Source organism: Streptomyces sp. Y20 (genome assembly GCF_043195475.1).
In the GTDB taxonomy this organism is placed as follows: Bacteria; Actinomycetota; Actinomycetes; order Streptomycetales; family Streptomycetaceae; genus Streptomyces.
Genome location: NZ_JBIDDP010000001.1, coordinates 491,065 through 506,499, shown reverse-complemented (window position 1 = coordinate 506,499; position 15,435 = coordinate 491,065). Strand labels below are relative to the sequence as shown.

Here is a 15,435-nt window from a genome sequence, read left to right as displayed (position 1 = left end):
TGGCGACACCCGATGACCAACGACGAAAAGCTGCTCTCCTACCTCAAGCGGGTCTCCGCCGATCTGGCCCAGACCCGCCAGCGGCTGCGCGAGGTGGAGACCCAGGACCGGGAACCCATCGCCATCGTCGGGATGAGCTGCCGCTTCCCCGGTGGCGTGACCACCCCGGAGGAGTTCTGGCGGCTCGTCCACGACGGCACCGACGCCATCGGTGACTTCCCCGACGACCGGGGCTGGGACATCGACGCGCTCTACGACCCCGACCCGGACGCCACCGGCAAGAGCTACGTCACCCGCGGCGGCTTCCTCACCGACGCGGCCGGGTTCGAGCCGGACTTCTTCGGCATCAGCCCCCGCGAGGCGGTCGCGATGGACCCCCAGCAGCGGCTGCTGCTGGAGGTGTCGTGGGAAGCCCTGGAACGGGCCCGGATCGCTCCCGACTCGGCGCACGGCTCCCGGATCGGGGTGTTCGCCGGCACCAACGGCCAGGACTACAAGGACCTGCTGGCCAGGACGGCCGAGGACAGCGAGGCCGCGCTCGGCACCGGCGTGCTGGCCGCCGTGATCTCCGGTCGCATCTCCTACACCCTCGGGCTGGAGGGCCCCGCCGTCACCATCGACACCGCCTGCTCCTCGGCGCTCGTCGCGGTGCATCTGGCCGTACAGGCGCTGCGCAGCAAGGAGTGCGGCCTCGCGCTGGCGGGCGGCGCCACCGTGATGTCCACGCCGGGCAACTTCATCGCCTTCAGCCGGCAGCGCGGCCTCGCCCCGGACGGCCGCTGCAAGTCCTTCGCGGACGCCGCGGACGGCACCGGCTGGAGCGAGGGCGCCGGCATGCTGGTGCTGGAACGGCTCAGCGACGCCCGCCGCAACGGGCACGAGGTGCTGGCCGTCGTCCGCGGCTCGGCAGTGAACCAGGACGGCGCCTCGAACGGTCTGACCGCCCCCAACGGGCCGTCCCAGCAGCGCGTCATCCGAGCCGCGCTGGCCTCCGCGCGGCTCGGCCCCGCCGACGTGGACCTGCTGGAGGCGCACGGCACCGGCACCACGCTCGGCGACCCGATCGAGGCCCAGGCGCTGCTCGCCACCTACGGCCAGGACCGGCCCGCGGACGCCCCGCTGTGGCTCGGGTCGGTGAAGTCCAACATCGGGCACACCCAGGCCGCGGCCGGCGTCGCCGGCATCATCAAGGCCGTCATGGCGATGCGGCACCGCGTCCTGCCGCGCACGCTGCACGCCGAGGAGCCGTCCGGCAAGGTCGACTGGGGGCGGGGCGGCGTCCGGCTGCTGACCGAGAACCGGCCCTGGACCGACCCCGGCCGTCCGCGCCGGGCCGCCGTCTCCTCCTTCGGTGCCAGCGGCACCAACGCGCACACCGTCCTGGAGGAGGCCCCCGCCGAGGAACCGGCGCCGTCCGAGCCGCGTACGGCGCCCCCGCTGGTCCCCTGGGTGGTCTCCGGCCGGACCGAGCGCGCCCTGCGCGAGCAGGCCGCCCGCCTGGCCGCCGCCGTCGGCGAGCTGGACCCGGTGGACGTGGCGCACTCCCTGGCCGCCACCCGCACCGCCCACCCGTACCGGGCCGTGGTCCTGGGCGCCGGCCGCGACCAGCTCCTCACGGCCCTGGCCGGCGTCGCCGAGGGCGGCCGGGGCGCCGCCTCGGGCCGGGTCCGCAAGGGCCAGACCGCCTTCCTGTTCACCGGGCAGGGCTCGCAGCGCGCCGGCATGGGCCGGGAACTGCACACGCACTTCCCGGTCTTCGCCCGCGCCTTCGACGAGATCTGCGCGCTGACCGGCGACCCAGGCCTGCGCGACCTCGTCCTCGGGGACGACCCCGAGCCGCTCGACCGCACCGCCCGCACCCAGAGCGCCCTGTTCGCCTTCGAGGTCGCGCTGTACCGGCTGGTGGAGTCCTGGGGGATCACGCCCGACTACCTGGCCGGGCACTCCATCGGCGAGATCGCCGCCGCCCATGTGGCGGGCGTGCTGGACCTGGCGGACGCGACCGCGCTGGTGGCCGCGCGCGGCCGGCTCATGCAGGCGCTGCCCGCGGGCGGCGCCATGATCGCCGTACGCGCCACCGAGGACGAGGTACGCCCGCTGCTCACCGAACGGGTCGACATCGCCGCCGTCAACGGCCCCGGCTCCGTGGTGATCTCCGGCGACGCCGCCGAGGCCGAGGCGGTGGCCGCGCGATTCGCCAAGAGCCGGCGGCTGACGGTCTCGCACGCCTTCCACTCACCGCTGATGGAACCGATGCTGGCCGAGTTCCGGTCCGCCGTCCGGTCCCTGACCTTCCACCGGGCCACCGTCCCGGTGGTCTCCCACGTCACCGGCGCCCTCGCCGGCCAGGAGATGGCCACCCCCGACTACTGGGTGCGGCACGTGCGCGAGGCGGTCCGCTTCCACGACGGGATACGCACCCTCGCCGGCGAGGGCGTCACCCGCTACCTCGAACTCGGCCCGGACGCGGTGCTGACCGCCATGGCCCGCGAGTGCCTGACCGCCGACGGCACGGACACCGGCGCGGTGCTGGCCGCCGCCACCCGCCGCGAGCGCGACGAGACCGAGACCCTGCTCACCGCCGTCGCCCAGCTGTACGCGGGCGGGGCCGCCGTGGACTGGACCGCGTTGTTCACCGGCGCCCGCACCGTCGACCTGCCCACCACCGCCTTCCAGCGCGAACGGTTCTGGCCCGAGACGGCCGCGACCGTGGGCGACGTCGGCTCCGCCGGTCTCGACCCCGCCGACCACCCGCTGCTCGGCGCGGCCACCGTGCTCGCCGACACCGACGGCGCCGTCCTCACCGGCCGGCTGTCGGTGCGCACCCATCCCTGGCTCGCCGACCACGTCGTCGGCGGCCGGGTCGTCGTCCCCGGCACCGCCATGGTCGAGCTCGCCGTCCGCGCCGGCGACCAGGTCGGCTGCGGACACCTGGAGGAACTGGCCCTCGAGACACCGCTCGTGCTGCCCCCGGACGACGGCGTGCGGGTCCAGGTCGCCGTCGGCGCGCCCGACGCGTCCGGCGCCCGTACGGTGCATGTGTACGCCCGCGCCGAGAGCCTGCCCCCCGACGAGCCGTGGACCCCGCACGCCTCCGGCCTCCTCACCGCCGGTACCGGCACGCCGGGCACCCGCCTGGACGTCTGGCCCCCCGAGGACGCCGAACCCCTCGACACCGGCGGCCTGTACGAGCGGCACGCCGAGGCCGGCCTCGCCTACGGGCCCGTGTTCCGGGCCCTGACGGCCGCCTGGCGGCGCGGTGGGGAACTGTTCGCCGAGGTAAGGCTGCCGGAGGGGCCCGCCGCCGACGCGCCCCGCTTCGGCCTGCACCCGGCCGCGTTCGACGCCGCCCTGCACTCCCTCGCCCTGCTCGGCGACGGCTCCGCCGACGACACCGCCCGGCTGCCGTTCCTGTTCGCGGGCGTCACCCTGCACGCCGTCGGCGCCCGCGTGCTGCGGGCCCGGCTGGTGCCCACCGGCGACCACGCCTTCGCCATCGACCTGGCCGACGCCGACGGCGCCCCCGTCGCCACGGTCACCTCACTCGCCTCCCGCCCGCTCACCCACCTGCGCGCCGCTCGCGACACCACCGCCGACGCCCTGTTCACCCTCGACTGGCAGCCGCTGCCCCTGGAGACCGACGCCCCCGGAACCGGCCACCGGGTGCTGCACAGTACGCCCGGGACCACCCCCGACGCCGTACGCGCGGCACTGCGCACCGCGCTCGCCGCCCTCCAGGACGACGACCCCCGCCCGCTGGCCGTCGTCACCCGCGGGGCGGTCAGCGTCGCCGGCGGGAACGTGCCCGACCTGGCCGGCGCCGCCGTCTGGGGTCTGGTGCGGTCCGCCCAGTCGGAGAACCCGGACCGTTTCGTCCTGCTCGACCTCGAACCGGGTACGGACGCCGGCGCCGTACTGCCCGGCGTCCTCGCCTGCGGCGAACCCCAGGTCGCGGTGCGCGCGGGCACCGCCCACGCCGCCCGGCTGGTGCGCGCCGAACTCCCCGCCGACCCCGCCGACCCCGCCGGCCCCGCCGACCTGACGCCCGACCCCGAGGGGACCGTCCTGCTGACCGGCGCCACCGGCGGCCTCGGCCGGGTTCTCGCCCGCCATCTGGTCACCGCGTACGGCGTGCGCCACCTCGCGCTCCTCAGCCGCTCCGGCACCGCCGACGACCTGATCGCCGAACTCGCCGGCCTCGGCGCCACCGCGACCGCCCACGCCTGCGACGTCGCCGACCGGGAGAGCCTCGCCGCCGTCCTGGCCGGCATCCCGGCCGCCCACCCGCTCACCGCGGTCGTGCATGCCGCCGGCGTCCTGGACGACGGCGTGATCTCCTCGCTCACCCCCGAACGGATCGACACGGTCCTCGCGCCGAAGGCCCTCGGCGCACTCCACCTCCACGAACTGACCGACGGCCTCGCGGCGTTCGTGCTGTTCTCCTCCGTCGCCGCTACCGTCGGCGCCCCCGGCCAGGGGAACTACGCCGCCGCGAACGCCCTCCTGGACGCCCTGGCCGCGCACCGCCACGCCCAGGGCGCCCCCGCCCTGTCGCTGGCCTGGGGTCCGTGGGCGCCGACGGGCGGCATGACCGGCTCGCTCGACGAGGCCGACCGCGCCCGGATGACCCGCGGCGGCATGATCGCCCTGTCGGCCGAGGAGGGCACCGCCCTGTTCGACCATTCGCTGCGCGCCGGCCGTCCCGCCCTGGCGCCGGTGCGGCTCGACCTGCCCGCGCTGCGCGCGCAGGGCACCGGACTCGCACCCGTCCTGCGCGCGCTGGCCGGCCGCCCGGTGCGCCGGGAGGCCGCCGCCGAGGGCGCCGGCGCCGGCTTCGCCGAGCGCATGGCCGCCCTGGGCGAGGAGGAGCGCGCCGAGGCGCTGCTGCACACCGTCCGCGCCCATGTCGCCGTCGTCCTCGGGCACGCGAACCCGGACAGCGTGGAGACCGACCGGGCCTTCAAGGACCTCGGCTTCGACTCGCTCGCCGCGATCGAGCTGCGCAACTCGCTCTCCGCCGAGCTGGACCGGCGGCTGAGCGCCACCCTGGTCTTCGACCACCCCTCGCCCGAAGCACTCGCCGCCCACCTCGGCACCCTGGTCGCCGGTGCCCGGGCCGGGACCAGCGGCGGCCGGCGCACCGGCCGGGCCCGCGCGGACGAGCCGCTGGCGATCGTCGGCCTGGCCTGCCGCTACCCGGGCGACGTCCGCACCCCGGACGACCTGTGGCGGCTGGTCGCCGACGGCACCGACGCCATCACCGCCTTCCCCGCCGACCGCGGCTGGGACGTGGACCGCATCGTCGACCCCACCCGGCAGCGGCCCGACACCTCCTACGTCGGCGAGGGCGGATTCCTGCACGGCGCGGGCGAGTTCGACGCCGGCTTCTTCGGCATCAGCCCCAAGGAAGCCCTCGTCATGGACCCGCAGCAGCGACTGCTGCTGGAGGCCGCCTGGGAGGCGCTGGAGAGCGCCGGCATCGACCCGACCACCCTCAAGGGCAGCCGCACCGGCGTGTTCGCCGGCGTGCAGTACCACGACTACTTCGGCAGTTTCGGCTCCGGCAGCATCATCTCCGGCCGCGTCGCCTACACCCTGGGCCTGGAGGGCCCCTCGCTCTCCGTCGACACCGCCTGCTCCTCGTCCCTGGTGGCGCTGCACCTGGCCGCCCAGTCGCTGCGGCAGGGCGAGTCCAGCCTGGCCCTGGTCGGCGGCGTCGCCGTCATGGCCACCCCGGAGACGTTCATCGAGTTCAGCCGGCAGGGCGCGCTGGCCCCCGACGCCCGCACCCGTGCCTTCGCCGACGCGGCGGGCGGCACGGTGTGGGGTGAGGGCGTCGGCGTCCTGGTCGTGGAACGGCTCTCCGACGCCCGCCGCAACGGCCACGAGGTCCTCGCCGTCGTCCGCGGCACCGCCGTCAACCAGGACGGCGCCTCCAACGGCCTCACCGCCCCCAACGGTCCCTCGCAGGAACGTGTCATCCGCGAAGCACTGGAGAACGCCCACCTCACCACCGCGGACGTGGACGTGGTGGAGGCGCACGGGACGGGGACGACGCTGGGTGATCCGATCGAGGCGCAGGCGCTGCTGGCGACCTATGGCCAGGACCGGCCCGCGGAGCGGCCGTTGTGGCTGGGTTCGGTGAAGTCGAACATCGGGCACACGCAGGCGGCGGCGGGTGTGGCGGGTGTCATCAAGATGGTGATGGCGATGCGGCACGGGGTGCTGCCCAGGACGCTGCACGTGGACCGGCCGTCCACGAAGGTCGACTGGGAGGCCGGGCAGGTACGGCTGCTGACGGAGGAGCGGGAGTGGCCGGCGGTGGACCGTCCCCGCCGGGCGGGCGTCTCCTCCTTCGGCATCAGCGGCACCAACGCCCACGTCATCCTCGAACAGGCCCCGCCCGCCCCCACCGAACCGGAACGTCCCGCACCTCAGGGCCCCGCCCTCCCGTGGCTGCTCACCGCCAAGACACCGGCCGCGCTCGCCGGCCAGGCCGCCGCGCTCCTCGGCCACCTCGACGCCCACCCCGGCCTCGACCCGTCCGACATCGGCTGGTCGCTCGCCACCACCCGCGCCCGCTTCGCGCACCGGGCCTCCCTCACCGGTACCGACCCGGCCGAACTGCGCGGCGCCCTGGCCGCCCTGGCCGACGGCACCACCGCCCGCAACCTGGCCCAGGGCACCGCGCCCGGCCGCGCCCGGCCCGTGTTCGTCTTCCCCGGCCAGGGCTCCCAGTGGTCCGGCATGGCCACCGAACTCCTTGACACGTCCCCGGTGTTCGCCGCCCGCATGGCCGAGTGCGCCGCCGCCCTCGCGCCCTACACCGACTGGGACCTCCGCACCGAGCTGGGCGGCGGCCTGGACCGCGTGGATGTCGTCCAGCCGCTGCTGTGGGCCGTGATGGTGTCCCTGGCACACACCTGGAGCGCGTACGGCGTCGCCCCGGCCGCCGTCATCGGCCACTCCCAGGGCGAGATCGCCGCCGCCTGCGCGGTCGGCGCGCTGTCCCTGGAGGACGGCGCCCGCGTCGTCGCCCTGCGGTCCCGGGCCATCGCCGAACTGCTGTCCGGCTCCGGCGGCATGATGTCCGTCGCCGAGGGCGCCGACACGGTCCGCGCCCGGCTCGCCGCCTGGGACGGCCGGCTGTCGGTCGCCGCCGTCAACGGCGCCGCCTCGACGGTGGTGTCCGGTGACTCCGACGCCCTCGACGAACTCCTGGACCGGCTGCGGGCGGAGAAGGTCCGTGCCAAGCGCCTGCCCGTGGACTACGCCTCCCACAGCGCCCACGTCGAGACCCTGCGCGCCCGCCTCGCCGAGGCCCTCGACGGCATCCAACCGCGCGCCACCCGCATTCCGTTCTACTCGACGGTCACCGGCGGCCCGCTCGACACCGCGGAACTCGGCGCCGGCTACTGGTACACCAACCTGCGCAACACCGTGCTGTTCGAGCAGGCGGTACGCGCCGCCGTCGCCGACGGCCACCAGCTGTTCATCGAGTCCAGCCCGCACCCGGTGCTGACCGTCGGCATCCAGGAGACCGACGACGCCGTGGCCGCCGTCGGCTCCCTGCGCCGCGACCAGGGCGGCCGGGACCGGCTGCTGACGGCGCTCGGCGAGGCGTTCACCCACGGTGCCGACGTCGACTGGACCGCCGTGACGGAGGGCCACCGGCCCCGCCGCGTGCCGCTGCCCGGCTACGCCTTCCAGCACGAGCGGTACTGGCTCGACAGCACCGCGGGCGGCGCCGACGTCACCTCCGCCGGCCTCGCCCCCACCGACCACGCCCTGCTCGGCGCCGCGATGGTACGCGCCGACAGCGAGGGCGCCGTGCTCACCGGCCGGCTCTCCGCGGGCACCCAGCCCTGGCTGGAACACCACCGGGTGGGCGGCCGGCTGCTCTTCCCCGGCACCGGGCACCTGGAACTCGCGCTGCGCGCCGGCGACCAGGTCGGCTGCGGCGACCTCAGCGAACTCACCCTGCACGCACCGCTGGTGCTGCCCGAGCACGGCGCCGTCCAGCTCCAGGCCGTCGTCGGGCCGCCCGAGGGGGAGACCCGGCCGGTCACCATCTGGTCCCGTCCGGAGAGCTCCGACGAGGAGCTGCCGTGGACCCGGCACGCCGACGGCCTGCTCGCCCCGACCGGCACCCTGCCCGCCACCGCCGACCCGCTCACCGACTGGCCCCCGAGGGACGCCGAACCCGTCCCGCTCGACGGCCTGTACGACGAACTCGCCGCCCTCGGCCTCGGCTACGGGCCGCTGTTCCAGGGGCTGCGCGCCGCCTGGCGCACCGGGGACGGACTCTGTGCGGAGGTCGCCACCGACGCCGTACCCGACGGGTTCGGGCTGCACCCGGCGCTGTCGGACGCCGCCCTGCACACCATCGGCCTCACCGACGCCGCGGGCGAGGAGGCTCTGCTGCCGTTCGCCTGGTCCGGGGTACGGCTGTACGCCACCGGTGCCACCGCGCTGCGCGTCCGCGTCCGGTCCACCGGCGAGGGCACCGTCTCCCTCACCCTCGCCGATCCCACGGGCGCGCCCGTCGCCACCGTCGACTCGCTCACGTTGCGCCCCCTGCGGACCGAGGCGCTCGCCGCGGCGGCGCGGTCGGCCCGCGCGGGCGCGCTGTACCGGGTCGACTGGATCCCGGCTCCGTCGCCGACGGCGCCCGGGACCGCTTCCGCACCGCACGTGGTGCGGGCCCCGGCCGGAGTGAGCGCCGCCGAGACCCGGTCGGCCGTCGACACGGTCCTGGCCGAGCTGCGCACCCGGCTCACGGACGAGGACCGCACCCTGGTGGTGGTCGCCGGCACCGACCCGGCAGGTGCCGCCGTCGGCGGCCTGGTCCGCTCGGCCCAGTCGGAGAACCCGGGCCGCATCGTGCTCGTCGAGGCCGAACAGCCCCCGTCCGTCGAACAGCTGGCCGATGCGCCGGCCACCGGCGAGCCGCACCTGGCGTTCCGGTCCGGCAGCTGGCTCGTGCCCCGGCTGGCCCGCACCGTCCCGGCCGAGCCGGACGACGCCTCCGGGTCCGGCCTGGGCGCCGGGACCGTCCTGATCACCGGTGCCACCGGGGCCCTCGGCCGGATCCTGGCCCGGCACCTGGTCGCCGAGCGGAACGTCCGGCATCTGCTCCTGCTCAGCCGAGGCGGTGCCGCCGACGATCTCGTCGCCGAACTCACCGAGCTGGGCGCCGAGGTGACGAGCGCCGCCTGTGACACCGCCGACCGCGCGGCGCTCGCCGCCGTGCTGGACGCCGTACCGGCCGACCGGCCGCTGACGGCCGTGATCCACGCGGCCGGCGTCCTCGCCGACGGCGTGCTCTCCTCCCTCACCCCGGAGCGGATCGACACGGTGTTCCGGCCGAAGGTCGACGCCGCCTGGAACCTGCACGAACTCACCGCGGACCTGGACCTGTCGGCGTTCGTGCTGTTCTCGTCCTCCGCCGCCACGCTCGGCTCACCCGGCCAGGCCAACTACGCCGCCGCCAACGCCTACCTCGACGCGCTCGCCGTGCACCGCCGCAGTCTCGGGCTGCCCGCGCACTCCCTGGCCTGGGGCCTGTGGGCGCGGGCCGGCGGCATGACCGGCGCCCTCGGCGAGACCGACCTCACCCGCATCGCCCGCGGTGGCGTCGCCCCGCTGGCGACCGAGGAGGGCGTCGCCCTGTTCGACGGCGCCCTGCGCGGCGCCGATCCCGCCGTCCTGCCGGTGAAGCTGGACCTGGCCGCCCTGCGCGCCCAGGGCGAGGACCTGGCCCCGCTGTTCCGCGCACTGGTACCCGTACGCCGGGGCGGCGCGGCCGGCGGGCCGAGCGCGGCCGGCGGTGCCGGCGCCCTGCGGGAGCGGCTCGCCGGACTGCTGGCGGCCGAGCACGAGCCGTTCCTGACCGAACTCGTGCAGAGCCACGTCGCGGCCATCCTCGGCTACCGCTCCGCCCAGGACGTCGGCCGCACCCTGGCCTTCCGGGAACTCGGCTTCGACTCCCTGGCGGCCGTGGAACTGCGCAACAGGCTCACCGCGGCGACCGGCCTGAAGCTGCCCGCCACCCTGGTGTTCGACCACCCCACACCGGCGGAACTCGCCCGCCACCTGCTCGGCGAACTCACCGGCACCCTCACCGAGGCCCCCGCCCGCCCCGCCCCCCGCACCGCGGCCGGCGACGAGCCGATCGCCGTCATCGGCATGGCCTGCCGGTTCCCCGGCGGCATCGCCTCACCGGAGGACCTGTGGCGGCTGGTGGCCGAAGGCCGGGACGCCGTCGGCGCGTTCCCCACCGACCGCGGCTGGGACGTGGAGAACCTGTACGACCCCACCCTGGACCGGCCCGGCACCAGCTACACCCGGCACGGCGCCTTCCTCCACGACGCCGCCGACTTCGACCCCGCGTTCTTCGCCATGGACGACGAGGAGGCCCAGGTCACCGACCCCCAGCAGCGGCTGCTGCTGGAAACCTCCTGGGAGGCGCTGGAGCGCGCCTCCATCGACCCCGCGACCCTGCACGGCTCCGACACCGGCGTGTTCGCGGGCGTCATGTACCACGACTACTTCGGCAGCTTCGGCTCCGGCAGCGTGGTCTCGGGCCGCGTCGCCTACACCCTCGGGCTGGAGGGCCCCACCCTCTCCGTCGACACCGCCTGCTCCTCGTCGCTGGTGGCGCTGCACCTGGCCGCCCAGGCGCTGCGGCAGGGCGACTGCTCGCTGGCGCTGGCCGGGGGAGTGACCGTCATGGCCACCCCGGGCACCTTCGTGGAGTTCAGCCGGCACCGGGGCCTGTCCCGGGACGGCCGCTGCAAGCCCTTCGCGGACGCCGCCGACGGCACCGGCTTCGGCGAGGGCGCCGGCGTGCTGCTGCTGGAGCGGCTCTCCGACGCCCGCCGCAACGGCCGCAGGATCCTCGCCGTGCTGCGCGGCACCGCCGTCAACCAGGACGGCGCCTCCAACGGCATCAGCGCCCCCAACGGGCCCGCCCAGCAGCGCGTCATCCGGCGCGCCCTGGAGGCGGCCGGCGTCGCGGCGGCCGAGGTCGACGTGGTCGAGGCGCACGGCACCGGCACCACCCTCGGCGACCCCATCGAGGCCCAGGCGCTGATCGCCACCTACGGCGCCGAGCACACCGAGGACCAGCCGCTGTGGCTCGGCTCGGTCAAGTCCAATCTGGGCCACACCCAGGCCGCCGCAGGTGTCGCCGGAGTCATCAAGATGGTCGAGGCGATGCGCAACGAGACCCTGCCAGCCAGCCTCGGCGTCGACCGGCCCTCCCGGCACGTGGAGTGGGACGGCGCGGGCGTCCGGCTGCTCACCGAGAACCGCCCCTGGCCCGACCCCGGCCACCCGCGCCGGGCGGGCATCTCCTCCTTCGGGATCTCCGGCACCAACGCCCACGTCATCATCGAGGCCGCGCCCGCCGAGGAGCCGGCCGCCGAGCCCGCCGAGCCCGCCGCCCCGCCGGCCGGCACCGTGCCGTGGCTGCTCTCCGGTCACACCCCCGACGCCCTGCGCGCCCAGGCCGCCCGGCTGCTGGAGCACCTGTCCACCGCCCCGGACACCGACCCGCACCGGCTCGCCGGCGCACTCGCCCACACCCGCACGCGGCTCGGCCACCGGGCCGCCGTACTCGGCCGCACCCCGGGCGAACTGATCGCCGGCGTACGGGCCGTGGCGGAGGGCCGCACCCCCGCGGCCGGTGTCCTCGCCACCGCCACGGACGGCCGGCTCGCCTTCCTCTTCTCCGGCCAGGGCTCGCAGCTGCCCGGCATGGGCAACCGCCTCGCGGCGGCCTTCCCCGCCTTCGCCACCGCCTTCGACGAGGTCCGCGCCCACCTGGACCCGCTGCTGGACCGGCCGCTCGCCGATGTGCTTCACTCCGCCGAGCTGCTGGAACGCACCGAGTACACCCAGCCGGCGCTGTTCGCCGTCGAAGTGGCCCTGTACCGGCTGCTGGAGTCCTTCGGCGTCCGGCCCGACCTGCTCGCCGGGCACTCGGTCGGTGAGTTCGCCGCCGCCCACGCCGCGGGCGTGCTCGGCCTGGAGGACGCCTGCACGCTCGTCGCCGCGCGGGGCCGCCTGATGCAGGCCCTCCCCGAGGGCGGGGCGATGATCGCCGTCCGCGCCACCGAGGACGAGGTCGGGCCGCTGCTGGGCGACGGCGTGGACATCGCCGCCGTCAACGGGCCCGCGTCCCTCGTCGTCTCGGGCCCCGCCGGACCGGCCCGCGCGCTGGCCGCCCGCTTCGAGCGCACCAAGGAGCTGGCCGTCAGCCACGCCTTCCACTCGGCCCTGATGGAGCCGATGCTGGAGGAGTTCCGCGAGGTCGCCGCCACCGTGTCCTACGGGACGGCACGCATCCCGCTGGTGTCCGCCCTCACCGGTGCCCCGGCCGCCCCCGACGAGCTGTCCACCCCCGAGTACTGGGTGCGGCACGCCCGCGAGGCCGTCCGCTTCGCCGACGCCGTCACCGCCCTGCACGACGCCGGCGCACGGCACTTCGCCGAGGTCGGCCCGGGCGGCGCGCTGACCGCCGCGGCCGGCGAGTGCCTGCCCGACGGGACGGCCGTCGTACCGCTGCTGCGCAAGGACCGCGAGGAGACCGAGGCCCTGCTCAGCGGGCTCACCGCCCTGCACGCGCACGGCGCCGCCGTCGACTGGACGGCCCTGCTGCCCCACCGCGACGGTTTCGACCTGCCCACCTACGCCTTCCAGCGCACCCGCTACTGGATGACCGGCGACCTCGGCCTGCCGCGCCCGGCCGGCGGCCATCCCCTGCTCGGCACCGCCGTCGAACTCGCCGGCGCCGACGGCACCCTGTACACGGGGCACCTCTCCCTCGCCGGCCACCCGTGGCTGGCCGACCACCGGGTGGGCGGGGCGGCGCTGCTGCCGGGCACCGCCTTCGTGGAGATGGCCCTCGCCGCCGGGGCCCGCGTCGGCTGCGGCACGGTGGACGACCTGACCGTCACCGAACCGCTGGTCCTGCCCGAGGACGGCGCCGTCCGCCTCCAGTGCACCGTCGGCGAACCCGACGCGAGCGGAGCGCGCGCCTTCCGCGTGTACGCCGCCCGGGCCGACGGCGAGCCCTGGACCACCCACGCCGCCGGGGTGCTGCGGCCCGCCGGGGACCGGCCCGCCCACGACCTCACCGCCTGGCCGCCGCCCGGCGCCGAACCGGTCGACCTGGACGGCGTCTACGAGCGGCTGGCGGAGCTGGGCGCCGAGTACGGGCCCTGCTTCCAGGGACTGCGCGCGGCCTGGCGGCACGGCGACGAGGCGTACGCCGAGGTCACCGTCCCCGCCGACACCACCGGGTTCGGCCTGCACCCGGCGCTGTTCGACGCCGCCCTGCACACCATCGGGCTGCGCGCGGGAGCCGCGGAGCGCATGTCGCTGCCGTTCGCCTGGAACGGCGTGGAGCTGGCCACGAGCGGCGCGACCGCCCTTCGGGTACGGATCGCGCCGGCCGGCGCCGGCGCGGTGCGCATCGACGCCGCCGACGCCACCGGCCGGCCGGTGGCGCGCGTCGCGTCCCTGTCGCTGCGGGAGGTCGATCCGCAGCGGATCGCGGCGGCCGCCGCGGGCGGACACGACGATCTGTTCGCCGTGGACTGGGTACCGGTCTCCGTGCCCGCGGCCCCGCAGGCCGGGCGGTGGACCGTGCTCGGCCCCGGCCGCGCGGAGCTGGCCGCGGCTCTGGCCGGAGAGGTCGCCGAGGTCGCCGTCGCCGCCGACCTGACGGAGGCCGCCGTCCGGGCCCCCGACACCCTGGTCGTCACCCACACCGGCGGCCCCGGCGCGGACACCGCCCGGGACGGCGTCCGGGACCTGCTCACCCTGGTGCAGGAGTGGCTGGCCGACACCCGGTTCGCCGACTCCGTCCTGGTGGTGGCGACCCACGGGGCGACCGGCCCCGGGGACGTCACCGACCCCGGCGCCGGCGCCGCCTGGGGCCTGATCCGTTCCGCCCAGTCCGAGCACCCCGGCCGGCTGGTCCTCGTCGACCTGGACGGCACGGACGCCTCCCGCCGCCTGCTGCCCTCCGCCGTCGCCTCCGGCGAACCCCAGCTGGCGCTGCGCGACGGCGCGGTGCTCGTCCCCCGCCTGGTACGCGCCCCGCGCGTGACCGAGCCCGTCCCGGCCGACCTCTCCGGCGGCGTCCTCGTCACCGGCGGCACCGGTGCCCTGGGCCGGCTGGTCGCCCGGCACCTGGTGACCGCGCACGGCGCCGAGCGGCTGGTGCTGCTCAGCCGCGGCGGCCCCGAGGCGCCCGGCGCGGCCGGGCTGCGCGACGAACTGACCGCGCTCGGCGCGCGGGTGAGCGTCGTCGCCTGCGACGCGGCCGACCGCGCCGCCCTCGCCCGGGTCCTGGACGAGCACCCGGTCTCCGCCGTCGTGCACACCGCGGGTGTCCTCGCCGACGCCGTCCTGACCTCGCTCACACCCGAGCGGCTGGACACGGTCCTGCGGCCCAAGCTGGACGCCGCCTGGCACCTGCACGAACTGACCCGCGAGCGGCCCCTGACGGCGTTCGTGCTGTTCTCCTCCGCGGCCGGTCTGCTCGGCAGCCCCGGTCAGTCCGGCTACGCCGCCGGCAACGCCTACCTCGACGCGCTCGCCGCCCACCGGCGCTCGCTCGGCCTGCCCGCGGTCTCGCTCGCCTGGGGTGCCTGGGCGGGCAGCGGCGGCATGGCCGACCGGCTCGGCGACACCGACACCCGGCGCGTCGCCTCCGGCGGCGTGCTCGCCCTCGACGCCGAGGCCGGGCTCGCCCTGTTCGACACGGCGGCGGGCCGTCCGGAACCGGTACTGCTGCCGGCCCGCCTGGACCTCGCCCCGCGGGACCCCTCCCGCGTCGCCCCGCTGCTGCGCTCCCTGGTGCGGGCGCCGCGCCGGACCGGACCCGGGGCGCCGGCCGCCACGTCCGCACTGCGCCGCGAACTGGCCGCGCTCGCCCCGGGGGACCGCCCCGGACGGCTGCTGCGGCTGGTCCGGGACGAGGCCCGCGCGGTCCTCGGCATCGAGGAGTTCGAGAACGAACTGCCCTTCAAAGACCTCGGCTTCGACTCGCTGACCGCCGTGGAGTTCCGCAACCGGCTCAACGAGGTCACCGGCCTGAGGCTGACCGCCACGCTCGTCTTCGACCACCCCACACCGGCCGCGCTCGCCGACCACCTCGCCACCGAGCTGGCCCCGCGCACCGCGGACGGCCCGCGCGACGAGGAGGACACCGTGCGGGCCGCGCTCACCGCCATCCCGGTGGCGCGGCTCCGCGAGGCCGGCCTGCTGGACGGCCTGCTCGAACTCGCCGGACTGCGGCCCGCGCCGCAGCCGGCCGAGGACGGTGGACCCGGCAGCGCGTCGATCGACGCGATGGACGCCGAGAGCCTGATCAGCATGGCGCTCGACGATCTCGTCGGGGACGACGACGCCCTGTGACGA

General features: G+C 76.6%; 1 protein-coding gene. It reads left to right on the top strand.

Features of this window, described 5'->3' with window-relative positions; translation table 11 throughout:
* Nucleotides 1-12: 12 nt before the first annotated feature.
* Nucleotides 13-15,432, top strand: a complete 15,420-nt coding sequence (locus ACGFT1_RS02135) for an SDR family NAD(P)-dependent oxidoreductase (RefSeq protein WP_373907097.1) — start codon at nucleotides 13-15, stop codon at nucleotides 15,430-15,432.
* Nucleotides 15,433-15,435: the final 3 nt, after the last annotated feature.

What these genes read in the sequence shown, in the direction of transcription:
- ACGFT1_RS02135 (WP_373907097.1), top strand. Translation starts at nt 13, where the DNA reads ATGACCAACGACGAAAAGCTGCTCTCCTACCTCAAGCGGGTCTCCGCC.